Consider the following 23,781-nt stretch of genomic DNA (forward strand, 5'->3'; position numbering starts at 1 on the left):
CCCCCACCCATGGCCTGGCTGCTGGTGGCGCTGCTGGGCGCCTCCGGGGCCTGGGCACAAGGCAGCGGCAAGCCGGGCAGCCCGCCCGGCAAAAACAGCCGCCACGCCCTGATCATCTCGATCAGCCGCTTTGCCGACCCCAAAACGTCGCCACTGCCGGGCGCTGCCGAAGACCGCCAATCCGCAGCCCAGATCGCCCGCGCCATGCAGGTGCCCGACGACAACATCAGCTACCTACAGGACGAGCAGGCCACCGGCGACAACATCCGCCGCGCCATCGCCGCGCTGAACACCCGGGTGCAGGACGGCGACCGGGTGTTCATCCACTACTCGGGTCATGGCACCCGCTTCCCGGACCCGGAGGCCGGGGGATGCGCCGAAGCGCTCTCGACCTACGACGGTGGCACCTGGAAAGGCATGGTGCTGCACAAGGAAATGGCCCAGTTGCTGCAGCCCATCGTGCTCAAGACCGACAAGCTGTTCGTGATGTACGACGCCTGCCACTCCGGCGGCTTGCTGAGCCAGATGCCCAAGCCACGGAGCGCAGCCGACAGCCCCGTCAACGACAACGGTGAAGGCGCCCTGCGCGGCCGCTTCACCGAGACCAGCGAGAGCTGTGCCCGCCCCAGCAATGTGCGCCCACGCAGCCTGCTCGACGAAGCCACGGCCCAGGGCGCTTTTCCTCAGGACGTGGTGTTCCTGTCGGCGGCACGCCCCGACGAGGTCAGTCTGGAAGACCAGAAAATGGGCGGCCTGGCGACCCAGTTCGTGCGTGACTGCCTGCTGCGCGATGCAGTCGACCTCGACGGCTCAGGCGCCATCAGCATGGACGAGATCCAGCAATGCGCCCAGACCAAGATCAACCAGCGCCTGAAGAACGACAGCCTGTTCACTCCCCACCACCTGCTGCTGTCGGGCAACCGCAAGTTCGTGCCGGCCTGGTTCAGCCAGGCCCTGCCCGCCCAGCAGGTGCCCGGTGCCCCCGCCACCGGGGTGCTCAATGCGGTGGCTCAGACCCCGCCCGTGACGCCGCCCGCGGCCACCCCGGCACTACCCCAAACACTACCCCCAACACCACAGCCCACCGCGACCACCACGCCCAGCAGCCCCCCCGGTCGCCGTGGTGCCGCCCCAGACACCGGTCGCGGCCCCCGTCCGCCTGACCGGCGCCCAGGCCCTGGCCCAGCTGTTCGAACAGCGCGACGGCAAGCGCCAGGTGCAGGCCCGGCTCGGACGCAGCAGCTTGCGCATTGGCCAGGACGTGCTGGACCTGGCCGTGCTGTCCGACCGCAGCGGCTACGTCTATGTGGCCCTGGCGGGCTCGGACAACCAGTCGCTGACCCTGCTCTTTCCCAACGAGCTCGACAACAACAACCGGATCGAGAAAGACCAGCAGCTGCTGCTGCCCCGCCCGCACTGGCCCGTGAAGGCCGCCGGCCCAGCCGGCACCGACACCCTGCTGGTGATGGTGGCCGACGGCCCACGCCACTGGAAAGCCCTGCCCAAAGACCCCGGCAGCCCCTTTGCCCGCAGCCTCAATGACCTGCAGGGACGAGCCCGCCTGGGGGCCCTGCTGGGCAATGCCGCCGCAGGGGCCTGCCGGCCCCTGGCGGGCCAGGCCTGCTCGGATGCCTATGGGGCGGTGCTGGTGACGGTGGAGGAGAAGCCTTGAGCCGTCACGGATGCCCAGGCGCCGCCCTCAGCCGCGCCAGCGCCCCCGGCAGATCCGCCCAGGCGGGCTGGCCAGGGGCGTAGCGCTGGCGCAGCCAGCCGGCCAGCTCGACGAGCTGGGTGTCGCTCAGGGCCTGGTCGAAGGCGGGCATGAAGCCCAGCTCGGCCGTGGCGGGCTCGCGCACGCCGTGCAGCAGGGTGCGCAGCAGGTTGTCGGGGTGTTCGCTGTGCAGCTTGCTGCTCAGGGCCAGGGGCACGTTGGCGCCCAGCAGGCGCGGGCCGTCGCCGTCGTGGTGGCAGGCGGCGCAGGCGCCTTCGAACAGGCGCTGCACGCGGCCCGGGGCGGGGGCCTGGGCGGCGGCGGTGGCGACCTGGCGGGCGGCGCGCTCGGGGGCGTCGGGGGTGGCGGGGTTGAAGCTGGCCAGGTAGGTGGACATCGCGCGGATGTCGCTGTCGGGCAGGGCCTGCAGCTCGCGCACCACCGGGGCCATGGGGCCCAGGGCGGCGCCGTGCTGGGCGCTGTGGCCGTGGCGCAGGTAGTGGTACAGGGCCTGGGCCGTCCAGGGCACGGGGGCGCGCGACTGGCCGGTGAGGGCCGGGGCCTCCCAGCCATCGATCAGCGCGCCGGATAAAAACGCCGCCCCGCCCTGCTCGGCGCCCAGCGCGTTGCGCGGGGTGTGGCAGGCGCCGCAGTGGCCCAGGCCCTGCACCAGGTAGGCGCCCCGGTTCCATTCGGGGCTCTGGCCAGGCTCGGGGCGCCAGGGGCTGGGGTCGTGGTAGAGCGCGTTCCAGCCCGCCATGAGCCAGCGCTGGTTGAAGGGGAAGCGCATCTCGGGCGCCGGGGTTTCAGCCCGCACCGGGGGCTGCGACATCAGCCAGGCGTAGAGCGCGGTGAGGTCGTCATCGCTCATCTTGGCGAAGGCGGTGTAGGGGAAGGCCGGGTACAGATGATGGCCGTCGCGCGACAGGCCCTCGCGCATGGCGCGCTGGAAGGCGCTGAAGGACCAGCGGCCCAGACCGGTCTCGGGGTCGGGTGTGAGGTTGCTGGTGTAGAGGCGGCCAAAGGGCGTGTCCATGGCGCGGCCGCCCGCGTTGACGGCCCCGCCAGGCGCGGTGTGGCACACCGCACAGTCGCCGGCCGCGGCCAACAGCCGCCCACGCTCCAGCGTGGCGGCGTTGTAGACCGACGCCCCGCCCGCGCTCTGGACCGGCGCGATGGCGGGGCGCCAGCCCAGCACACCGAGGCCGATGCCAACGCCCGCCGCCAGCAGCGCCCCGACACGGGCCCAGGGGCGGCGCTGGCGCGGCAGCAGCGCGTCCGGCGGCAGGCCGGCGGGCACGGGCGCCGGCAAGGCCTGGGGCGGTGCTTCGGCGTCTGCGCCCTGGGCGGCGGGGGGCAAGGGATTCAGCGCGGCGCGCACCACCTCAGGCGTGAAGGGCGGCGCCCGGAAGCGCACGCCGGTGGCATCGAAGATGGCATTGGCAATTGCCGCGGTACCGGGCACCGACGACGATTCACCGGCGCCCAGCGGGGCTTCGCCCGGGCGCGGCATGTGCACGATCTCGACCACCGGCACCTCGCGGAAGCTGAGGATGGGGTAGCTGCCCCAGTCGCGGCTGGAGAGCACTGGCGCCGGGGTAAGGGCCTGGGCCTGGGCCGGGGTCGGTGTGCCGGGCGAGGGCAGCGGGGTTTCGAACTGCAGCTGCTCTTTCAAGGCCCGGCTGGTGGTCTGCACCACGTTGCCATGCACCTGGCGCTCGATGCCGGCGGGGTTGACCATGAGGCCCGCGTCGTGCCCCACCACCACGCGGCGCACATGCACCTCGCCCGTCTTGCGGTTGACGTCCACATCGGCCACCCAGGCGGCCCAGGCGGCGCCGAAGCCGGGCCATTTGCTGTGCACATAGCGCGCGTAGGCAAAGCCCTGGCCGTGCAGCCAGTCGGGCTGCTCGGGGTCGGCCTGCAGGCGGGGGCCGGTGTGGGGCTGCCAGCCGGCCTTTTGCGCCGTGGCCTGCACCAGTTCGATGGCACGCGGGTCGCTCAGGTGCTGCAGGCGGAAGGCCACCGGGTCGACACCGGCCGCGGTGGCCAGCTCGTCGATGTAGCTCTCGTGGGCAAAGGAGTTGGGCAGGGCCGACACGCCGCGCAGCCACGAGGCACGGATCACGGGCGGCATGTCGTTCACCGCCACGCGCAGGTTGTCGTAGTCGTAGGGCGGGCGGGCCGTGCGGTCGCCCATCTCGTAAGCCTGTGCGGTGGGCTCGATGCTGCGGGTGAGCAGCAGCGCCAGCGTGGGTGCACCGTTGCTGGGGTAGGAGGTTTCGAAGTCGTAGCCGGCCACTGAGCCATCGGCGTTCAGTCCACCGCGCACCTGCATGAGCTGGGCCGTGCCCTTGGGCTCCCACAGGTGCTCCTGCTCGCGGGTGAGCTGCACCCGCACCGGCGCGCCCACGGCCCGCGACAGCAGGGCCGCATCGGCGGCCACGTCGTCGGCGCCGTTGCGGCCGTAGCAGCCCGAGGCCTCCAGCCGCACCAGGTCGATGGCGACATCGGGCAGGCCCATCAGCCGGGCCAGATCGGCGCGCAGCACATGCGGGTTCTGGGTACCGGCCCACACGGCCAGCCGGGGGGGTTGATCCTGTTGCTGCCAATGGGCCACCGCGCACGAAGGGCCCAGCGAGGCATGCAGCTGGTACGGCCAGACATAGGTGCGCGGCATGGGCTGGGCGGCCTGCGCCAGGGCCGAGTCCACGTCGCCCTCATCGACCAGGCGGCGCTGGGTGGCGGGGTTGTCGCGCAGCGCCTGCTGCACGGCCTCGGGCTGGCCCAGGTCGGGCAGGCCGGGCCAGGGCTTCCAGCGCACGCGCAGCTCGCGCAGGGCCTGCTCAGCGTGCTCTTCGCGCTCGGCCACCACGCCCACGAAATCGCGGATCACCACCACCGCCCGCAGGCCGGGGATGTGGGCCACCGAGGCCTCGTCGACGGACTCCAGCGTGTTGCCGATGAAGTCGCCATGGTCGGCCCCGGCGTAGGGCGGGCGGACGACACGCCCGTGCAGCATGCCGGGCAGGCGGAAGTCGTGGACGAAATCCCCCTCACCCCGGACCTTGGCCGGAATGTCCACGCGGGGCACGGATTGGCCGACCAGCCGGTATTCGGCGGCCGGCTTGGTGGCGGTGGCCGGGTCGAGTCGCAAGGAGGCCTGGCGGCCTTGCAACAGCCGGCCCAGGGGCCAGGCCTCGGCGAGCCCGGGCCCTTGCAACAGGCCGTCGCGCAGGGTGATGGCATCGGGCGGGCAGCCGGCTTGGGCTGCGGCCTCGGCCAGCAGCCAATGGCGGGCCTGGGCGGCGGCCAGGCGCAGCGGCTGGGCATGGATCTGCAGCGTGGCGCTGGCGATGGTGGCGCCCTGGTTGGGCGCCCGCGTGGTGTCGCCCAGCACCATGTGCACGGCGGCCATGGGCACGTCGAGCTCTTCGGCCACGATCTGCGCCAGCGCGGTGCCGATGCCGGTGCCCAGATCGACGTGGCCATTGAGGCCGGTGACCGAGCCGTCGTCCCACACCGCCAGCAGCAACTCGGGACCTTCGGCCGGGTTGCTGGGCACGGCCAGGGGCTGGCCCGGTGTAGGGGCCCGGGGCGGCGGCGGGTCGCGCCAGACCAGCAGCACGCCTTGGGCGGCAAAGTAGTCGGCGCGGTGCTGGGGGATCTCGGCACGCCGGATCGTGGGCTGGATCATGGGCTGGATCGTGGATTGGCTCATGCGCCCTCCCCTGCGCCACGCAGCAGCACGACGGCACGCTGCACGGCGCGCACGATCTCGACATGGGTGCCGCAGCGGCACAGGTTGCGCGAGAGCTCGCGCCGGATCGCGGCCTCGCTGGGCTCGGGATCGCGCGCCAGCAGGGCCGCCGCCATCATCACCATGCCGTTGAGGCAGTAGCCGCATTGGGCGGCCTGCTCGTCGATGAAGGCCTGCTGCACCGGGTGCAGGCCGGGCTGGGTCGACAAGCCGGTCAGGCCTTCGAGCGTGGTGATGCAGCGCCCGGCCACCCCTTGGGCCGGGATCACGCAGGCCCGCGCCGGCACGCCGTCCACCCACACGGTGCAGGCCCCGCACTGCCCCAGGCCGCAGCCGTACTTGGGCCCATTCAGCCCCAGGTCGTTGCGCAGCACGTGCAGCAGGGTGGCCTGGGCCGAGTCGGGCAGGGTCACGGCCTGGCCGTTGACCTCAAGGGTGGGGGTGGGCATGGCGGATCTGACAGGCGGTGCAGGAGGTGCAGGAGGTGAACTGGCGCCGAATTCATTCAGTGTTCACTGAACCGAAAGCGCACGGCTGTCCAGTGTGGCCGGGCGCGCCCGGTCCGCACAGGGGGTTTTCAGCAGGTCAGGCCAGGGCCAGGTCGCTGGACTGGATGCGCTTCACGCCCTTGGCGCTCATCTGCTTCCAGGCGGCCTCGAGCGAGCCGTTGAGGTCGATGCCACGGCAGGCGTCTTCGATCACATAGGTGTTGAAGCCCAGGCGGCGCGCGTCGAGGGCAGTCCAGGCCACGCAGAAGTCGGTGGCCAGGCCGGTCACGAACACGGTCTTGATGCCCCGAGCCTTGAGGTAACCGGCCAGGCCGGTGGCGGTCTTGCGGTCGGCCTCTTCGAAGGCCGAGTAGCTGTCGACGTGCTGGTGGAAGCCCTTGCGCAGGATGATCTGGGCCTGTGGCACCTTGAGGTCCTTGTGCAGTGCGGCGTCGTCGGTGCCTTGCACGCAATGGTCGGGCCACAGCACCTGCTGGCCGTAGCTCAGCTTGGTGGTTTCAAAAGGCTTTTTGCCGGGGTAGCTGCTGGCAAACGAGGCATGGGCCTGGGTGTGCCAATCCTGCGTGACCACCACGTTCTCGAAGGCGGGGGCGATGCGGTTGATCACGGGCACCACCTCGTCGCCCTTGGCCACGGGCAGCGTGCCACCGGGCACAAAGCAGTTCTGCACATCAACCACGATCAGGGCGCTGTCGGCACCGGGCTTGATGGCCGCCGCGAAGGCGCGTTGCGTCAGGCCCGCGCCCGCCAGCCCGAGCAGGGCAGCAGACTGGAGGAACTGGCGGCGTTGAGACATCGAAGATTGAGAAGACATGGCATCACTCCTGGGGGTTGGGATGAAGGTGACAACAACACAAGGCACATGCAAAAGCAAGAACACAAGGGCAAGCAGGAGCCGTGCCGCCCCGCGGGCTTTTACACACTGAGGTAGGCCCGGCGCACCTCTTCGTTGGCGGCCAGCTCGGCCATCGAAGCCTGGTAGCGGATCTGGCCTTTTTCAAGCACATAGGCGCGGTCGGAGACCAGCTCGGCAAAGTGCATGTTCTGCTCGGACAGCAGGATGCTCACGCCCTGGGCCTTGAGCTCGAGGATCATGTGCGCCATCTGCTCGACGATGACCGGGGCCACGCCTTCGCTGGGCTCGTCGAGCAGCACCAGATAGGGGTTGCCCATCAAGGTGCGTGCCACCGTCAGCATTTGCTGCTCGCCGCCGCTCATGCGGCCGCCGGCGCGCTGGCGCATCTCGCCCAGGTTGGGGAACAGGGTGTACAGGCGCTCGGGCGTCCACTCGGGGGCGGCACTGCCGTCGGGCCAACGGCGGGGCGGCTGGCGCCCCACCTCCAGGTTTTCGGTCACGCTGAGGTCGGTGAACACGCGCCGGTCCTCGGGGACAAAGCCCAGGCCCAGGCGGGCCGCCACATGGGGCTCGCTGCGCGAGATGTCCTGGCCCAGGAACTCGATCTGGCCGCGGCGCTTGGCCAGCATGCCCATCAAGGCCTTGAGGGTGGTCGACTTGCCGGCCCCGTTGCGGCCCATCAGGGCCACCACCTCGCCGCGCTTCACGTCGAGGTCGATGTCGTAGAGGATCTGCGCGGCGCCATACCAGGCGGCCAGGCCACGGGCCTGCAACAGCGTCGCGGGGGTGGAGATGCTGCTCTGGCTCATGCCGATGCCGTCTCTTTCTTTTCGAAGGTCTTGCCGGAGCCGAAGTACACCTCCTGCACCTTGGGGTGGTCGCGCAGTTCGAGGGGCTTACCCTCGGCGATCAGGCGGCCACGGGCCAGCACGATCATGCGGTCGGCGTAGGCGAACACCACGTCCATGCTGTGCTCGGTGAACAGCACGGCCATGCCGCGGTCGATCACCAGCTGCTTGGTCAGGGCCATCAGGTCGTTGCGCTCCTTGGGTGCCATGCCGGCGGTGGGCTCGTCCATCAGCAGCAGCTTGGGCGAGTTGGCCATGGCGATCGCCAGCTCGACACGCTTGACGTCGCCATAGGCCAGCTCGCTGCAGGGCCGGTCGGCCTGCGCCTTCATGCCCACCTGATCGAGCAGGGCCAGGGCCTCGTCGCGTTGGTGGTCCGAGGCCTTGCGCCAGAAGGAGAACAGCCGGTCGTCCACCGAGATCAAGGCCATCTGCACGTTCTCGACCACGGTGAGCGAGGCAAAGGTCTCGGCGATCTGGAAGGTGCGGCCCACGCCCAGGCGCCAGATGTCGCGCGGCTTGCGGCCCACCAGTTCGTGGCCGTCGAGCACGATGGAGCCACTGTCGGCCGGCAACTGGCCGTTGACCATGTTGAAGGTGGTGGACTTGCCGGCCCCGTTGGGGCCGATCAGGGCCAGCAGCTCGCCGGCGGCCAGTTCGAAATGGATGCCGTCCACGGCCTTGACGCCGCCAAAGGCCTTGCCCAGGCCGGACACTTTGAGCAGACTCATGCGGCCTCCTTGGATGCAGAAACAGGGCTTGCGGCATCCCTTGGGCTGCGAGGCTTGCGCCCCTCACGCCAATGCTCCACCGCGTGCTTGATCGAGCCCGCGATGCCCTGCGGGAACAACAGCACCAGCAGCAAGATGATGCCGCCCAGCATGGCGCGCCAGTAGTCGGTGTTGCGCGCCACGGTGTCGTGCAGCCAGGTGAAGGTGACGGCGCCCACCACCGGGCCCGACAGGGTCTGCAGGCCGCCCAGCAAGACCATCACCAGGCCATCGACCGATTTGCCCACGGCCAGGCTCTCAGGCGAAATGCTGCCCTTGGAGAAGGCGAACAGCGCCCCGCCCAGGCCGGCAAAGCCCCCGGCAATGATGAAGGCCACCCACTGCATGCGCTTGACGTCGATGCCGATGGCGTCGGCCCGCAAGGCCGAATCGCGCCCGGCGCGCAAGGCATAGCCGAAGGGCGAGAACAGCACGCGGCGCAGCAGCAGCACACCGGCGGTGACCCCGGCCAGCGTCAGGTAGTAGTAGTGGGTTTTGTCTGACAGCCACTCGGCCGGCCACACCCCGGTGAGGCCGTTGCTGCCGCCGGTGAAACCATCCCACTGGTAGCAGATGGCCCAGGTGATCTGGGCAAAGGCCAGGGTCAGCATGGCCAGGTAGACGCCCGACAGTCGCACGCAGAACCAGCCGTACAAAAAGGCCCCGGCCGCGGCCACCAGGGGCGCCAGCAGCAGGGTCAGCTCCATGGGCAGGCCCGCGCTGCGCACCAGCAGCGCGGCGGCATAGGCCCCGATGCCAAAGTAGGCGGCGTGGCCGAACGAGTGCATGCCGGCCGGCCCCATGATGAAGTGCAGGCTGGCCGCGAACAGGGCCGCGATCATCAGGTCGATGGCCAGCACCGACAGGTAGGGCGAATCGGCGGTGAGCCAGGGCAGCAGCACCAGCAGCGCCATCAGCAAGGCACCGCCCACCTTGAACCAGGTGCCGGGGTGACGCAGGGGGGCCTCGGGCAGGCCCACGTTGCGGCTGTTGGCCTGGGGCTTGCCCATCAGGCCCCAGGGGCGCACCACCAGCACCACGGCCATGACCAGGAACTCGACCACCAGGGTGAGCTTGGAAAACGACACGCTGTAGCCGAACAGCTCGACCACGCCCAGCCAGATGCACACGGCCTTGATCTCGGCAATCAGCAAGGCGGCGGCGTAGGCGCCCGGGATCGAGCCCATGCCACCCACCACCACCACCACGAAGGCGGCGCCGATGGTGTTGAGGTCCATCTCCAGGGTGGCGGGCTCGCGCGGCAATTGCAGGGCGCCGCCCAGGCCGGCCAACAGGGCCCCGAGGGCGAACACGGCCGTGAACAGCCAAGCCTGGTTCACGCCCAGGGCGCTGACCATCTCGCGGTCTTGCGTGGCGGCGCGCACCAGGGTGCCCCAGCGGGTGCGGGTGAGCAGCAGGGTGAGCGCGCCCAGCACCACCGGGCCGACCACGATCAGGAACAGGTCATAGGCCGGGAAGTTGCGCCCCAGGATGCTCACCGAGCCGGCCAGGCCCGGGGCCCTCGGGCCCAGCAGCTCTTCGGGGCCCCAGATCCACAGCGCGGCATCCTTGATGACCAGCACCAGGGCAAAGGTGGCCAGCAGCTGGAACAGCTCGGGCGCCTTGTAGATGCGGCGCAGCAGCAGCATCTCGACCGCCGCGCCGATCAGGCCGGCCCCCAGCGCCGCCAGCAACAGGGCCGGCCAGAAGCCCAGGCTGTTGCCCAGCGCCCCCACCAGGCTGTAGGCCAGGTAGATGCCCAGCATGAAGAAGGAGCCGTGCGCAAAATTGACGATGCGCGTGACCCCGAAGATCAGCGACAAACCTGCAGCCACCAGGAACAGCGAGGACGCCCCCGCCAAACCGTTGAGCAGCTGCACCACGAAACTCGAAAAGCCCATGCCAAAACCCTCAGGACGTGTCACCTCCGGCGGCTCTGCCCGCCAGGGGACGGCGGCGCCCGCGGCGCCGCGTTGATCACCCGACCTTCACTCGACAGTCAGTCGAGCGTGAACCGAACTCAGTCGGCCGGACGCATTTTCTTGACTTCCTCAGCGCTGGGCTGGTACTTGGCACCATCGAGGTAACGGTAGTCCACCATCACGCCCTTGCCGCCTTCGTTCTTGGTGTGGCCGATGAAGCCGCCCATGGTCGACTGGTTGTCCTCGGTGCGGTAGGTGATGCGGCCGAAGGGGGTGGGCACCTGCAGGCCCTTGAACGAGACCACCAGCTTTTCGGTGTCGGTGCTGCCCGCCTTTTTGATGCCCTCGGCCAGCGACTTGATGGCGCTGTACCCCACGATGGAGCCCAGGCGCGGGTAGTCGTTGAACTTGGCCTGGTAGGCGCTCAGGAAGGCCTTGTGTTCAGGCGTCTGGATGCCGTACCAGGGGTAGCCGGTGACGATCCAGCCGTTGGGGGCTTCGTCCTTGAGCGGGTCGAGGTACTCGGGCTCGCCGGTCAGCAGGCTGACCACCGAGCGGCCTTCGAACAGGCCGCGGGTGTTGCCCTCGCGCACGAACTTCGACAGGTCGGCCCCGAACAGCACGTTGAACACCGCATCGGGCTTGGCATCGGCCAGGGCCTGCACCACAGAACCTGCGTCGACCTTGCCCAGCGGGGGCGCCTGCTCGGCGACAAACTCGACATCGGGCTGCGCGGCCTTGAGCAGTTGCTTGAAGGTGGCGGCAGCCGACTGGCCGTATTCGTAGTTGGGGAACACCAGGGCCCAGCGCTTTTTCTTGAGCGCGGCGGCCTCGGGCACCATCATGGCCACCTGCATGTAGGTGGAGGGGCGCAGGCGGTAGGTGTAGCGGTTGCCGTTCTGCCAGACGATCTTGTCGGTCAGCGGCTCGCCGGCCAGGAAGAACACTTTCTTCTGCTTGGCGAAATCGGTCAGCGCCAGGCCGATGTGCGACAGGAAGGAGCCAGTCAGCACGTCCACCTTCTCACGCGAGAGCAGCTCTTCGGCGGCGCGCACGGCGTCGCCCGGGCTGGCGTTGTCGTCGCGGCTGATCAGCTCGACCTTCTTGCCCAGCAGGCCGCCACCGGCGTTGATCTCGGCGATCGCCAGCTCCATGCCTTTCTTGTAGGGCTCGAGGAAGGCGGGCTGGGCCTTGTAGCTGTTGATTTCACCGATCTTGATGACATCGGCCGCGTGGACCGTGCCCAGCACGCCGGTCAGGGTGAACAAGGCGGTGGTGCGGATGAGGTGGGGGGTCAGCTTCATGGTGGAGGCTCTCCTGGGGTGGGGGTGAGATGAGCGGAAAAGCAGAACAAGCGGGGGGAAGGGATGGCCGGGGTGGGCAGGTCAGGGTCAGCGCAAGCCGTCCTGGCCCTTGATCTCGTGGGCCTGCAGGCCGCCGATGCGGGCCAGCGGGCGACCACTGTCGGTGACCACCACAGCCACCACGATCTCGTTGGCACGCGGGGCGTCGGCCACACGGGCCTCCATGGCGTCGAAATGGCTGCGCACGTAGGCGGCATCCTTGTGGCCCAGGGGCACATCGATGGCCGTGCCCAGGCCGCCCAGCTTCTTGGCCGAGGGCACCAGGGCGGCGCCCTTTTCAACGGCCACGCGCAGCGGCGCGCCCAGCTTGGGGTGCAGGATGGCGGCGGCATGCTCCAGCTCACCGGCCTCGCCCACGATGGCGGCCTTGCCGTAGCTCTGGGCCTGCGCCGGCGTGATGCCCAGCGCCTTGACACAGCGTTCGCCCAGCAAGCCACCCAGCTCTTCGCCGATGGCGATCAGCTCGTCCAGGTTCTCGGCGTAGCGGCCGGCAAAGGGGTTCTCGATCACGGCCATGGCCAGGGCCTTGCGCAGGGGCGGTTGCACGTCCTGGCCCATTTCGCGGCGGACTTCGTCGACTTGCACGATGATTTTTCGGATCTTGGCAGACATGGGGTGTTTCCTCGGGCTCGGTGTTCTGGGCAGGGTGGGTGCAGGGTGGGGGTGGGCGCTCAGCGCAGACCGTCCCACAGGCTGATGTCGGCGGCCTTCAAGCCACCGACGCGGGCATGCACGCGCGCTCCGGTGCTCATGGCCAGGATGAAGACGATCTCGTCGGCGCGCGGCGCACCGGGCACGCGCACCTCGATGGCGTCGAAATGGCTGCGCACATAGCTGGCGTTGATGTGCGTGAGCGGCACATCCAGGGCCGCGCCCGGGCCGCCCACCTTCTTGGTCGAAGGCACGATGGCCAAGGCGTTGGCGGGCTGCCCGGTCTTGACCTCGGCCTGGCCCTTTTTGTAGGCATCGCGGTCGCCCTTCCAGCCCAGCAGCTCGCGCATGGCATAGCCACCGGGCACATGCCACAGCGCGCCGTGCTCCAGCTCGCCGGCCGCGCCCACGATGGCGCCCTTGCCATAACCCTCGATGCGTTCGACCGGCACGTCCATGGCGGCGCGCAGGCGCTGCGCCATGTCCAGCCCCACGGCCTGCAGCGCCTCCATCATGGGCAGGATGTCTTCCACGTAGCGGCCGGCAAAGGGGTTGGTCAGCACGGCGCCGATGGCACCACGCTGGAGCGGCACGGCCGCCGGGGGCCCGAATTCGTGCCGGATTTCTTCAACATGGGTGAAAACGCGTCGGATGTCGATCATGCTGTGAGCCTGTGCATTTCGTTAAGCAAATACTGAACCAACTTCGGCCGAACCGGCCAGGGACAAGGGCTGTGCCGGGCCATCCCCGGTTTCAGGCCCGCCGGTGGCCTGGCTCTGCCCCTGGCAGCAGAGCAAGGCGAACCATACCAGCCCCGCAGCCCTCAATTCTTCCGCTTTTTTCAAGCCCTGGCGCAAAGCACCGGCCACCACCCCTGCGGGCAGCGGCCCCACCCGCACCGTGACCAGGCGAGCGCCCAGATCGGTGTCGTCGCGCAGCGTGTGGGCCGGGGCGCGCTCGATGGCGGGGTGCTCGGCCTGCACCGCATTGGCGATCACGGTGGCGGCGGCATCGGCCTGGGCGGCGGTGGCCGCCAGCACGGTGACGCTGTCGGCGATGCCCAGCGAAAAACTGCGCCCGCGCCAGCCACTGGTGGCCACGCCCCGCACCGGCCAGTGGGCCTGGATCTCCAGTTGCCCGTCCAAGCTCAGGCCGTGCCGCAACTGGGCGCCATCGAGCCGGGCCAGATCGGCGTACAGGCCCACGCGGGCCGACTGGCCCGGTGTCAGGTGCAGGGCGATGTCGCCGCCGTTGTTGACCCAGGCGCGTCGCACCCCGGGTTGGCGATAGGCCTCGAGCACGGTCTGCGCCACGGCACCGGCCACGGCCGCCATGGGGGTGATGAAGGGCTGGCGATGCGGTTGGCAGGCCTGCCACATCAGGCGGGCCACCGGGCCTTGCAGCGGGCACTGCGCCCCCACCGGCTCGCGCAACGCGGGCAGCTCGGCCACCAGCTCGGCCAGCAGGCCCTGAAAGCGCTGCCAGGCCTGCTCATGCGCCTGCGCCACGGCCTGGGCCTGACCCTCGGCCGCGATCACCAGATCGATGGGGCCATGCTGGAAGTGCCAGCGTGCGCTGTCGAGGGCCTGTCGGGTGGCTTGCATGGGGGGCGCCTCAGCCCAGCAGGGGCGGACGGCCCAGGGGCCAGGGATTGGCCTCGGGCTGGCGCTGCCACTGCAGGGCCTGGGGCGCGCCCTCGTTGTGCCAGGCGCCGCGCGACAGCACCTCGGCCAGGGAGCGGATCTGGTCCCCATGGCCGCCCAGGGCGACGTAATCGCTGCGGCGCATGCTGAACTCGATGGGCGCCACGATGGCCGGTGTGGGCACGGTGCCGAAACTGTTGTCGGGCATGCGCAGCACATCGGCCATCACGGTGATGCCACCGCCGGGCCACACATAAGCCGGTGCGCCGCCACAGGTGACGTTCACCAGGGCCTGCTTGATGGAGCGGGTGAGCAGCACCGGGTTTTCGGTGACACCGGCGCGCAGGCTGCCGCCGGCCCCGGCCAGGAACAGCACCGACGCCAGCGAAGGCTCACAGTTCTCACCGATGCGCTCGACGATGCGGCGCACCTCGGCCGGCATCTCGGTCTCGACCGGGCGCAGATCCTCGTCCAGCACGTACCAGCTGGCGTGCTCGCCGGTGGTGCTGGTCATGAGCAGGCGCAGGCCGGGCCAGGCGACCTCGGCGTTCCAGCCTTCGATGATGGCCAGCGGGTCGGCGATGTCGGTGCCGCCCCAGCCCGTGCCCGGGTTGGCCACCTGGAAGTAGCGCCCCGGGGTGGACTTGCGGCCCAACATCTGGATGCCCGAGGGCCGCATGTCCAGGCAACGGCCGGCCTGGTGCTCGGTCAGCACACCGGTGATGTGGTCGTCGACCACCACCACCTCGTCGGCCAGGCCGAACAGCTGGCGCGCGAAGATGCCCACCGCCGCCGAGCCGCAGCCCACGCGCATGCGCTGCTCTTCGACGCCATTGACGATGGGTGCGCGGCCGGCCTGGATGATGATCTGCGAGCCGCCGTCGATGGTGAACTCGACCGCCTGCTTGTTGCCCAGGGCCTGCATCATCTCGGCGGTGATGCGCCCTTCCTTCTTGCTGCCCCCGGTGAGGTGGTGCACCCCGCCCAGCGACAGCATCTGCGAGCCGTACTCGGCGGTGGTGACGTGGCCCACCACCTCGCCCTTGCAGCGCACATTGGCCTGCTCGGCGCCCAGAAAGCGGTCGGTGTCGATCTTCACCTTGAAGCTGCAGTAGCTGAAGATGCCCTCGGTGACCACGGTGACCATGTCCACGCCCTGCACCTGCGAGCCCACGATGAAGGGCGCCGGTTTGTAGTCGGGGTAGGTGGTGGACGAGCCCACGCCGGTGACGAACACCTGGTCAGCCAGCAGCAGGTCGCCCGACCAGGCTGGCGCTTCGCTGCCCGCGCCGTCCTCGCCTCGGCCCGCAAAGGGCACCAGCGCCGTCTCGCCGGCCTCCAGCGTGCGGCGCAGCAGCACCACCGGGTCGAGCCGCACCAGCGTGCCGCCCTGGTTGGCATAGCGGTCGCAGGCGCCAGCGCGGCCCTCGGAGATCTGACACAGCACCGGGCAGGCATTGCATTCGACCTTGGCGGTGTTCATGCGCTCGTTGCGCGGGCGGGCCCGCTCGGCCAGCGGTGGCAGGCCGGGCGATTCGAGGCCGGGCAGGCCGTCGGTCTTGGTGTGTTCAGTCATCGCGGGGTCCGAATTTCCAGGCCCCTGAGGGGCCCTTCAAAGGCTCGAAAAGACAGCTTGTGGAGGCCATCCCGTTTGTGTAGCATTCACCGAATAAAAATGTGGTGTTCACTACATTTCCGGCACAATGTAGCCTATCGAATCTGTTGCCGCAACCGTATTTTCGCGTGCCCCGCAAGGGTGCCAAAACCGCCTCACCTGGAGCCCCGTTTTGATGCAGAACCCCGTCCATGCCCCGCTTCGGTGCCCTTCAGAAGGGCTGGGCGAAGCCCTGAAAACCAGGGCTTTCCCGACTTGCGGAACAATGGAGGGTTGCGAATGCGATGTTCGAGGTGTTGCCGGGCCCCAAATCAGGCCCGCTCACTGCCTCGGCAGCCCCTGTTTATCCACCATTGCCATCTGAAATCCATGAGTGCTTTTCACGAAGAACGCGTGCTGACGGTCCACCACTGGACCGATCGTCTTTTCTCCTTCACCACCACGCGCGACCCCGGCTTGCGCTTCTCCAACGGCCATTTCACGATGATCGGCCTGCGCGTGAACAACAAGCCGCTGCTGCGTGCCTACAGCATCGTCAGCCCGAACTACGAAGAGCATCTCGAGTTCCTGAGCATCAAGGTGCAAGACGGCCCGCTGACCTCGCGTCTGCAGCACATCCAGGTGGGCGACAGCATCATCGTCGGCAAGAAGCCCACCGGCACCCTGCTGATCGACTACCTGCTGCCCGCCAAGCGCCTGTACATGCTGTCCACCGGCACCGGCCTGGCCCCCTTCCTGAGCCTGATCCGCGACCCCGACACCTATGAGAAGTTCGAGGAAGTGGTGCTGGTGCACGGCGTGCGCGAGGTCAATGAACTGGCCTACCACGACTACATCACCGAAGAGCTGCCCAAGCACGAGTTCCTCGGCGAGATGGTGAGCAAGCAGCTCAAGTACTACCCCACCGTGACCCGTGAGGCCTACAAGCACCAGGGCCGCGTGACCACCGTGATCGAAAACGGCCAGCTGGCCGCCGACCTGGGCCTGCCCGCGCTGAACCCGGCCGAAGACCGCGTGATGATCTGCGGCAGCCCCGAGATGCTGCGCGACCTCAAGCACATGATGGAAGCCCGTGGTTTCAAGGAAGGCAACACCACCAAGCCCGGCGACTTCGTGATCGAACGCGCGTTCGCTGAACAGTGACCCCCTGACCAGGCCGGCCCGCCCGGGCTGGCCCGGCCCTTGCTCTGGACACCACCATGTCGGCCACCCCCAGAAAGACCCGCACTGCTGCGAAGAAGAGCCCCACCGGCCGGCGCACAGTCGGCGTGCGCGAGCAGGCCGCCCAGACCACGCGGGACAACATCCTCAAGGCGGCCATCAAGGTGTTCGCCCGCTACGGCTATGACGGCGGCAGCGTCGAGAAGATCTCCAAGGCGGCGAAGTCCTTCGACCGCATGATCTACTACTACTTCGGCAGCAAGGAAGGCCTCTACATCGAGGTCATCGAAGAGATCTACCGCCGCATGAACGAGGCCGAGGAGCAGCTCAACCTGCGACCCGACCAGCCCCTGGAGGCCCTGCAGGCGGTGATCCGCTTCGTGGTGGGCTACTACCGGCGCCACCCCGAGTTCGTCACCCTGCTCAACACCGAGAACCTGCACAAGGGGCGGCACATCGTGAAGTCGGTGCGCGCCCGCGAGTACTCGTCCCCGGCCATCGAGATCATCCGCCAGCTGCTGGCCAGCGGCCAGGCCCAGGGCCTGTTCCGGCTCGACATCTCGGCCCGCGACCTGTACCTGCTGATCGCCGCCAACGGCTACTTCTACATGTCCAACCGGCACACGCTGTCGGCCTTCCTGGGCGAAGACCTGGAGGCCCCCGAGGCACTGGCGCATTGGGAAGAGTTTGTGGTCGACACGGTGCTGCGGGCGGTGGCGCCCACCTCAGCATCAAGTTCCACCCCGACCTCACCCCTCGCGCCGACAAGCTGACGGGCTGACCGATTTCCAGCCGGCAGCCCGGGGCGGGTGCCGGCGTATTCACCCCCCCACAGGAGCACACCATGGCAGAAGCAGTCGCCGGCGAGAAGTCCGGCAAGGTCGTCATCCAGAACATCGGCCTGTTGTTGTCCGGCGATCTGGACCACCCCATTCTTGACGCCGACACCGTGGTGGTGCATGACGGCCTGATCACGGCCGTGGGCCGCTACAAGGACTGCGACACCGAGGGCGCCCGCACCGTGATCGACGCCCGTGGCACTTGCCTGGCCCCGGGCCTGATCGACAGCCACGTGCACCCGGTGTTCGGCGACTGGACGCCGCGGCAGAACCAGCTCGGCTGGATCGAGTCGACCCTGAACGGCGGCGTGACCAGCATGATCTCAGCCGGCGAGGTGCACCTGCCCGGCCGCCCCAAGGACATCGTGGGCCTGAAGGCCCTGGCGATCACCGCACAGCGCGCCTTCGACAACTTCCGCCCCGGTGGCGTGAAGGTGATCGCCGGCGCCCCGGTGATCGAAAAAGGCATGACTGAGCACGACTTCAAGGAACTGGCCGAGGCCGGCGTGACCCTGCTCGGCGAGGTGGGCCTGGGCTCGGTCAAGGCCGGCTACGAGGCCAAGGAGATGGTGGCCTGGGCACGCAAGCACGGCATCCAGAGCACCATCCACACGGGTGGCCCGTCGATCCCGGGCTCGGGCCTGATCGACAAGGATGTGGTGCTGGAGGCCGACGCCGACGTGATCGGCCACATCAACGGCGGCCACACCTCGCTGCCCTGGAAGCATGTGTGCGAGCTGTGCGAGAAGTCGTCGCGCGCGATCGAGCTGGTGCACAACGGCAACGAGAAGATCGCCATCGAAGCGGCCCGCGCGGCCATCGAACTCAAATGCCCGCACCGCGTGATCCTGGGCACCGACGGGCCCGCAGGCTCGGGCGTGCAGCCCCTGGGCATGCTGCGCATGATTGCGCTGATCTCGAGCTTTGCCAACATCCCGGCTGAACTGGTGTTCTGCTTTGCCACCGGCAACACGGCGCGCATCCGCCAGCTCAACTGCGGCCTGATCGAGGTCGGCCGCGCGGCCGACTTCGTCTTCATGGACCGGGCCCAGCACACCGCCGGCGCCACCCTGCTGGAAAGCGTGCAACTGGGCGACCTGCCCGGCGTCGGCATGGTGATGATCGATGGCCTGGTGCGCTGCGGCCGCAGCCGCAACACGCCCCCGGCCACCGAGATCCCGGTGGTGCTGCACAGCGCGCACTGAAGGCCCGCGTCGCCAGGGCGACGCCCGCAGGCAAAGGCCTTCCTAGAATCGGCCCACCCACCTGTCGCGAGGCCCCGATGCACCCCCCTGCCCTGCTCCAACTGCAAGCCGTTCTGCAAGACCACATCGACCGGGGGCTGCTGCCCGGCGCGGTGGCTCTGATCGAGCACCGGGGCCAGCGCGTGCTGCACGCGGCCCTGGGCGCGCAAGGCCCGGGCACCGGCGCCCCGCCCATGGCGCGCGACACGGTGTTCCGCATCTACTCGATGACCAAGCCCATCGTCTCGCTGGCGGTGCTGATGCTGATGGAGCAGGGCCGGCTGCAGCTGGCCCACCCGGTGTCACGCTACCTGGGCGGCTTTGCCGGCCAGAGCGTGTACACGCCCGAAGGTGGCCGCCCTGTACAGCGCGAGGCTACGCTGCATGACCTGCTGCGCCACACCGCAGGCCTGAGCTATGCCTGGGACGAAACCCCGGTGGCCCAGACCTACCGCGTGGCCCGCATCGGCTCACGCCAGCACAGCAACCAGCAACTGGCCCAGAACCTGGGCCCGCTGCCCCTGCTGCGTGACCCGGGCACGGCCTGGGAGTACAGCCGCGCCACCGACGTGCTGGGCGCCGTGCTGGAGGTGATCGAGGGCCAGCCCCTGGGCGCCGTGCTGCAGCGCCTGATCCTGCAGCCGCTGGGCATGGAGGACACCGGCTTTTCCGTGCCTGAGACCCAGCAGCACCGGCTGGCCGAGCCCTTGGCCAAAGACCCGACCACGGGCGCGGCCGTGAACCTGATCGACGTGAGCCGGCCGCCGGTGTTCGAATCGGGTGGCGGCGGCCTGGTGTCCACGGCGGGCGACTACGCCCGCTTTCTGCAGCTGATGCTGGGCGGCGGTGAGCGCGAGGGCGTGCGCCTGGTCAGCCGCGCCACCCTGGCCTTCATGACGGCCGACCACCTGGGCAGCATCCCGGTGGCGGGCGACATCCTGCCGCCCGGCCATGGCTTTGGCCTGGGCGTGGCCGTGCGCCGGGAAACCGGGCTGGCCGCCCGCCCGGGCTCGGCCGGCCAATACGGCTGGAGCGGGCTGGGAGGCACGGTGTTCTTTGTCGACCCGGCCGAAGAGCTGTTCGCCGTGCTGCTGACCCAGGCGCCCGGGCTGCTGAACCACTGGATCGAGCTGTACCCGGCGCTGGTGTACGCGGCGCTCTGAGCCGCGTCGACCGACGCGGGCCGCCGTCAGCGGCTGGTGCCGTAGGCCTTGCCGCTGCCCGCCGCGCCAGCCCCTGTGCCCACGCCAGTGCCCACGCCTGTACCGGTGCTGGCGGAAGCCCCCCGCTCGGGCGCCAGGCGCGGCACGCCGCCCTCCACCACCACGGCCGCGCCCAGGGGCAGGGGCTCGGGCAGCTCGAACACGCGCTGGCTGCCGTCTTCCATGCGGATGTTGACCTCATAGGCCGGCTGCTGGCGGGCCTGGCCCGCGCGCGCACCCATTTGGGCCCCGATCACGGCGCCAGCGGCGGCGGCCGCGGGGTTGCCGCCATAACCACCTGCAGACGTACCCGCTGCGGTGCCGCGGTTGGCACCGGCCTGCGCGCCCAGGGCCGCACCCGCTGCCACGGCGGCACCGGGTGGCAGGCCCCCCGAGCCCACCGACAGCGACTGCACCGACTCGACCCAGCCGCACTGCGCACAGGCCTTCTGGGTGCCGTAAACGCCCTTGAACGAGGCGCTGCCCGGTGAAGGAGGCAGAGGCGCGTGGTGCGACGGCCCCTGCCGCAGCAGGGCAAAAGACAGCGGGGGCGGGCCGGACGGGCGGGCGCCTGCCAGGGCCGGCACGCGCGGGGGCGTGGGGTGCAGATCCGGGGGGTTGAAGGCCGCCGCGCTGGCCGGCGCCGGGGGGGCGGTCGGGGCAGAAGGGGTGGGGGCCGGCGGCGTCTTGAATTCGGCCGGGCGCGTCTGTACCAGCACCAGGCTGGCTGCCAAGGCCAGGGCCACCACGCCCAGCAGCCCGGCGAAGGGCCCCAGCAGCGATGGCGGCGGCAGGCCCTCCTGGGGCGGCAGGCCGGGGGCTTGAGGGTGGGGATGGGCAGAAATCATCATGATCAGCCTCCTTCAGCAAGGCCCCACCGGGGGCCGTGCACACAAGCAGCCAATGTAGCGCGCCTGTGTTGCACTGTGTCTGCGAATTGCCAAGGCCCTGTCAAGCACCGAGGCATGACCCGTCCGGCCCGGCTCAGAGCTGGGGCGCCAGCAGGCGCCGCAGCGCGTCTTCGGGCAGGCCGCGGCGCCGGGCCATGTCCTGCAACTGGTCTTCGGCGATCTTGCCCACGTTGAAGTAGGTGCTGTCGGGGTGGCTCAGGTAGAAGCCGCTGACGCTGGCCGCCGGCGTCATGGCCAGGCTTTCGGTCAGGCCCATGTCGATCTCGCCGCATTGCAGCAGCTCGAACATCTCGCGCTTGACGCTGTGGTCGGGGCAGGCCGGGTAGCCCGGCGCGGGGCGGATGCCCTGGTACTTCTCGGCAATCATGTCCTCGTTGCTCAGCGCCTCGTGGGCGGCATAGCCCCACAGGTCGCTGCGCACGCGGTGGTGCAGGCATTCGGCAAAGGCCTCGGCCAGGCGGTCGGCCAGGGCCTTGAGCATGATGGCCGAGTAATCGTCGTGCTGGTCCATGAAGGCCTGCTCGCGCTTTTCCACCCCCAGGCCGGCGGTGACGGCAAACACGCCCACGTAGTCAGCCCGGCCGCTGGCCTTGGGGGCCACAAAGTCGGCCAGGCAGCGGCTGGGGCGCATCACGCCGTCGATGGCCTGCTTTTCGGTCTGCTGGCGCAAGCCGTACCAGGTGAGGGCCACCTGGCTGCGGGTGTCGTCGGTGTAGAGCTCGATGTCGTCGTCGTTGACGCTGTTGGCCGGGTAGAAGCCCATCACGGCACTGGCGCTGAGCCAGCGGCCGTCGATGATCTTCTGCAGCATGCGCTTGCCGTCTTCGAACACCTTGCGGGCCTCCACGCCCACGATCTCGTCGTCTAGGATGGCCGGGTAGGGGCCGGCCAGGTCCCAGGTCTGGAAGAACGGGCCCCAGTCGATGTACTTGGCCAGCTCGGCCAGGTCGAAGTTCTTGAACACGCGCCGGCCGATGAACTTGGGCACCGGCGGGGTGTAGGCGGCCCAGTCCAGCGGCGTCTTGTTGGCGCGGATCTTGGCCAGCGGCCACATCGGGGTCTGCTTCTTGCCGGCATGCTGGGCGCGCACCTTGTCGTAGTCGGCGTTGAGCTCGTCCACATAGACCTGGGCGTTGTCGGACAGCAGGCTTTGCGCCACGCTCACGCTGCGCGAGGCATCGGGCACATACACCACCGGGCCCTCGTAATGCGGCGCGATCTTGACCGCGGTGTGCACCCGGCTGGTGGTGGCGCCCCCGATCAGCAGCGGGATCTTCTTGACGCGGAAGTGCTCGTCCTTCTGCATCTCGGCGGCCACGTACTGCATCTCTTCGAGGCTGGGGGTGATCAGGCCCGACAGGCCCACGATGTCGGCGCCCTCGACCTTGGCGCGGGCCAGGATCTCATGGCAGGGCACCATCACGCCCATGTTGACCACCTCAAAGTTGTTGCACTGCAGCACCACGGTGACGATGTTCTTGCCGATGTCGTGCACATCGCCCTTGACGGTGGCAATGATGATCTTGCCCTTGCTGCGCACGTCGCGGCCGGCGGCTTCGTCCTGGCGCTTTTCCTCTTCGATGTAAGGGATCAGGTGGGCCACGGCCGACTTCATCACGCGGGCGCTCTTGACCACCTGGGGCAGGAACATCTTGCCCTGGCCGAACAGGTCGCCGACCACGTTCATGCCGTCCATGAGCGGGCCTTCGATCACGTGCAGCGGGCGCCCGCCCTTGGCCAGGATGGCGCGGTAGGCCTCCTCGGTGTCTTCGGTGATGAACTCGGTGATGCCGTGCACCAGCGCATGCGACAGGCGCTGCTCGACCGTGCCGACACGCCATTCGTATTTCTTGCTGTCGTCCTTGGCCGCGCCCTTGGCGGTCTCGGCGATCTCGACCAGGCGCTCGCCGGCATCGGGGCGGCGGTTCAGCACCACGTCTTCGACGCGCTCGCGCAGCACCGGTTCGAGCTGGTCGTACACGCCCACCATGCCGGCATTGACGATGCCCATGTCCATGCCCGCCTGGATGGCGTGGTACAGGAACACGGTGTGGATGGCCTCGCGCACCGGGTCGTTGCCGCGGAAGCTGAAGCTCACGTTGGACACACCGCCCGACACCTTGGCGCCCGGCAGGTGCTGCTTGATCCAGCGCGTGGCGTTGATGAAATCGACCGCGTAGTTGTTGTGCTCTTCGATGCCGGTGGCAATCGCGAAGATGTTGGGGTCGAAGATGATGTCTTCGGCCGGGAAATCGACCTGGTCGACCAGCAGGCGGTAGGCACGTTCACAGATCTCGATCTTGCGCTCGTACGTGTCGGCCTGGCCTTTTTCGTCGAAGGCCATCACCACGGCGGCGGCGCCATAGCGGCGCAGCAACCTGGCCTGCTGGATAAAGGCGGCCTCGCCCTCCTTCATGCTGATCGAGTTGACGATGCCCTTGCCCTGGATGCAGCGCAGGCCGGCCTCGATCACACTCCACTTGGACGAGTCGATCATGATCGGCACGCGGGCGATGTCGGGCTCGGAGGCGATCAGGTTCAGGAAGCGCACCATGGCGGCCTGGCTGTCGAGCATGGCCTCGTCCATGTTGATGTCGATCACCTGGGCGCCGTTCTCGACCTGCTGCCGGGCCACCACCAGGGCTTCCTCGAACTGGCCGTTGAGGATCATGCGGGCGAAGGCCTTGGAACCGGTGACGTTGGTGCGCTCGCCGATGTTGACGAACAGGCTGCCCTCGCCGATGCGCACGGGCTCCAGGCCGGACAGCAGCATGG

At 69.1% G+C, this 23,781-nt stretch carries 18 protein-coding genes and 1 pseudogene; 6 read left to right on the forward strand and 13 right to left on the reverse strand.

Going from position 1 to position 23,781, the window contains the following annotated elements; all coding sequences use genetic code 11:
- Window positions 1–9: 9 nt before the first annotated feature.
- Window positions 10–933: pseudogene (locus tag F624_RS36480) on the forward strand (caspase family protein); the annotation flags it as partial.
- 373 nt (window positions 934–1,306) lie between these two features.
- A complete protein-coding gene (locus F624_RS36485) occupies window positions 1,307–1,672 on the forward strand; it encodes a DUF4384 domain-containing protein (RefSeq protein ID WP_425387276.1) in 366 nt (121 codons plus the stop codon).
- Between the two features lie 4 nt (window positions 1,673–1,676).
- Here the strand turns inward: F624_RS36485 and F624_RS0107140 are convergent, their stop codons facing one another.
- The 11 genes from F624_RS0107140 to F624_RS0107190 form a co-directional block, all read right to left on the reverse strand.
- The gene (locus F624_RS0107140; RefSeq protein ID WP_019573595.1) at window positions 1,677–5,408 is read right to left on the reverse strand and encodes a molybdopterin cofactor-binding domain-containing protein; all 3,732 of its coding nucleotides are present in this window, start codon (window positions 5,406–5,408) and stop codon (window positions 1,677–1,679) included.
- A gap of 20 nt (window positions 5,409–5,428) precedes the next feature.
- A complete protein-coding gene (locus F624_RS0107145; protein WP_019573596.1) occupies window positions 5,429–5,920 on the reverse strand; it encodes a (2Fe-2S)-binding protein in 492 nt (163 codons plus the stop codon).
- A 136-nt stretch (window positions 5,921–6,056) separates the two neighbouring features.
- Window positions 6,057–6,794, reverse strand: coding sequence for a bifunctional nicotinamidase/pyrazinamidase (gene pncA, locus F624_RS0107150; RefSeq protein ID WP_245573580.1), 738 nt, complete (start codon window positions 6,792–6,794; stop codon window positions 6,057–6,059).
- 101 nt (window positions 6,795–6,895) lie between these two features.
- Window positions 6,896–7,645 (reverse strand): ABC transporter ATP-binding protein, encoded by a 750-nt coding sequence (locus F624_RS0107155; RefSeq protein ID WP_019573598.1) that lies wholly within the window; start codon window positions 7,643–7,645, stop codon window positions 6,896–6,898.
- Entirely contained in the window at window positions 7,642–8,415 is a 774-nt protein-coding gene (locus tag F624_RS0107160) for an ABC transporter ATP-binding protein (RefSeq protein ID WP_019573599.1), read from the reverse strand. Before F624_RS0107160 ends, F624_RS0107155 begins: the two co-directional genes overlap by 4 nt.
- Window positions 8,412–10,355 (reverse strand): ABC transporter permease, encoded by a 1,944-nt coding sequence (locus F624_RS0107165; protein ID WP_019573600.1) that lies wholly within the window; start codon window positions 10,353–10,355, stop codon window positions 8,412–8,414. Before F624_RS0107165 ends, F624_RS0107160 begins: the two co-directional genes overlap by 4 nt.
- Before the next feature lie 119 nt (window positions 10,356–10,474).
- The gene (locus F624_RS0107170; RefSeq protein ID WP_019573601.1) at window positions 10,475–11,680 is read right to left on the reverse strand and encodes an ABC transporter substrate-binding protein; all 1,206 of its coding nucleotides are present in this window, start codon (window positions 11,678–11,680) and stop codon (window positions 10,475–10,477) included.
- A gap of 87 nt (window positions 11,681–11,767) precedes the next feature.
- Entirely contained in the window at window positions 11,768–12,352 is a 585-nt protein-coding gene (locus F624_RS0107175) for an amino acid synthesis family protein (RefSeq protein ID WP_019573602.1), read from the reverse strand.
- 59 nt (window positions 12,353–12,411) lie between these two features.
- A complete protein-coding gene (locus F624_RS0107180) occupies window positions 12,412–13,053 on the reverse strand; it encodes an amino acid synthesis family protein (RefSeq protein ID WP_019573603.1) in 642 nt (213 codons plus the stop codon).
- Between the two features lie 21 nt (window positions 13,054–13,074).
- A complete protein-coding gene (locus F624_RS0107185) occupies window positions 13,075–13,995 on the reverse strand; it encodes a UPF0280 family protein (protein WP_019573604.1) in 921 nt (306 codons plus the stop codon).
- Between the two features lie 10 nt (window positions 13,996–14,005).
- Complete coding sequence (locus F624_RS0107190) at window positions 14,006–15,610, reverse strand: hypothetical protein (protein WP_019573605.1); 1,605 nt, start codon at window positions 15,608–15,610, stop codon at window positions 14,006–14,008.
- A gap of 408 nt (window positions 15,611–16,018) precedes the next feature.
- Between F624_RS0107190 and F624_RS0107195 the strand changes: the two genes are divergently transcribed.
- From F624_RS0107195 to F624_RS0107210, 4 genes are all read left to right on the forward strand, one after another.
- The gene (locus F624_RS0107195) at window positions 16,019–16,792 is read left to right on the forward strand and encodes a ferredoxin--NADP reductase (protein ID WP_019573606.1); all 774 of its coding nucleotides are present in this window, start codon (window positions 16,019–16,021) and stop codon (window positions 16,790–16,792) included.
- Between the two features lie 56 nt (window positions 16,793–16,848).
- Entirely contained in the window at window positions 16,849–17,583 is a 735-nt protein-coding gene (locus F624_RS0107200) for a TetR/AcrR family transcriptional regulator (RefSeq protein WP_019573607.1), read from the forward strand.
- Between the two features lie 71 nt (window positions 17,584–17,654).
- Window positions 17,655–18,854, forward strand: coding sequence for an amidohydrolase family protein (locus tag F624_RS0107205; protein ID WP_019573608.1), 1,200 nt, complete (start codon window positions 17,655–17,657; stop codon window positions 18,852–18,854).
- Between the two features lie 77 nt (window positions 18,855–18,931).
- Window positions 18,932–20,056, forward strand: a complete 1,125-nt coding sequence (locus F624_RS0107210) for a serine hydrolase domain-containing protein (RefSeq protein WP_019573609.1) — start codon at window positions 18,932–18,934, stop codon at window positions 20,054–20,056.
- 26 nt (window positions 20,057–20,082) lie between these two features.
- Here the strand turns inward: F624_RS0107210 and F624_RS0107215 are convergent, their stop codons facing one another.
- Together F624_RS0107215 and metH are read right to left on the reverse strand one after the other, a co-directional pair.
- The gene (locus F624_RS0107215; protein ID WP_019573610.1) at window positions 20,083–20,946 is read right to left on the reverse strand and encodes a hypothetical protein; all 864 of its coding nucleotides are present in this window, start codon (window positions 20,944–20,946) and stop codon (window positions 20,083–20,085) included.
- A gap of 133 nt (window positions 20,947–21,079) precedes the next feature.
- A complete protein-coding gene (gene metH, locus F624_RS0107220) occupies window positions 21,080–23,779 on the reverse strand; it encodes a methionine synthase (protein ID WP_031254416.1) in 2,700 nt (899 codons plus the stop codon).
- Between the last annotated feature and the right edge of the window lie 2 nt (window positions 23,780–23,781).

Origin of the sequence: Curvibacter lanceolatus ATCC 14669, assembly GCF_000381265.1 — a bacterium.
Taxonomy (GTDB): Bacteria; Pseudomonadota; Gammaproteobacteria; order Burkholderiales; family Burkholderiaceae_C; genus Curvibacter; species Curvibacter lanceolatus.

Excerpts from the sequence above, each read along its gene's own strand:
- F624_RS0107140 (WP_019573595.1), bottom strand. The coding sequence starts at position 5,408 with ATGATCCAGCCCACGATCCGGCGTGCCGAGATCCCCCAGCACCGCGCC.
- F624_RS0107145 (WP_019573596.1), bottom strand. The coding sequence starts at position 5,920 with ATGCCCACCCCCACCCTTGAGGTCAACGGCCAGGCCGTGACCCTGCCC.
- F624_RS0107165 (WP_019573600.1), bottom strand. The coding sequence starts at position 10,355 with ATGGGCTTTTCGAGTTTCGTGGTGCAGCTGCTCAACGGTTTGGCGGGG.
- F624_RS0107200 (WP_019573607.1), top strand. The coding sequence starts at position 16,849 with ATGTCGGCCACCCCCAGAAAGACCCGCACTGCTGCGAAGAAGAGCCCC.
- F624_RS0107210 (WP_019573609.1), top strand. The coding sequence starts at position 18,932 with ATGCACCCCCCTGCCCTGCTCCAACTGCAAGCCGTTCTGCAAGACCAC.
- F624_RS0107175 (WP_019573602.1), bottom strand. The coding sequence starts at position 12,352 with ATGTCTGCCAAGATCCGAAAAATCATCGTGCAAGTCGACGAAGTCCGC.
- F624_RS0107180 (WP_019573603.1), bottom strand. The coding sequence starts at position 13,053 with ATGATCGACATCCGACGCGTTTTCACCCATGTTGAAGAAATCCGGCAC.
- F624_RS0107185 (WP_019573604.1), bottom strand. The coding sequence starts at position 13,995 with ATGCAAGCCACCCGACAGGCCCTCGACAGCGCACGCTGGCACTTCCAG.
- F624_RS0107190 (WP_019573605.1), bottom strand. The coding sequence starts at position 15,610 with ATGACTGAACACACCAAGACCGACGGCCTGCCCGGCCTCGAATCGCCC.
- F624_RS0107155 (WP_019573598.1), bottom strand. The coding sequence starts at position 7,645 with ATGAGCCAGAGCAGCATCTCCACCCCCGCGACGCTGTTGCAGGCCCGT.
- F624_RS0107160 (WP_019573599.1), bottom strand. The coding sequence starts at position 8,415 with ATGAGTCTGCTCAAAGTGTCCGGCCTGGGCAAGGCCTTTGGCGGCGTC.
- pncA (WP_245573580.1), bottom strand. The coding sequence starts at position 6,794 with ATGTCTTCTCAATCTTCGATGTCTCAACGCCGCCAGTTCCTCCAGTCT.
- F624_RS0107170 (WP_019573601.1), bottom strand. The coding sequence starts at position 11,680 with ATGAAGCTGACCCCCCACCTCATCCGCACCACCGCCTTGTTCACCCTG.
- metH (WP_031254416.1), bottom strand. The coding sequence starts at position 23,779 with ATGCTGCTGTCCGGCCTGGAGCCCGTGCGCATCGGCGAGGGCAGCCTG.
- F624_RS0107195 (WP_019573606.1), top strand. The coding sequence starts at position 16,019 with ATGAGTGCTTTTCACGAAGAACGCGTGCTGACGGTCCACCACTGGACC.
- F624_RS0107215 (WP_019573610.1), bottom strand. The coding sequence starts at position 20,946 with ATGATGATTTCTGCCCATCCCCACCCTCAAGCCCCCGGCCTGCCGCCC.
- F624_RS0107205 (WP_019573608.1), top strand. The coding sequence starts at position 17,655 with ATGGCAGAAGCAGTCGCCGGCGAGAAGTCCGGCAAGGTCGTCATCCAG.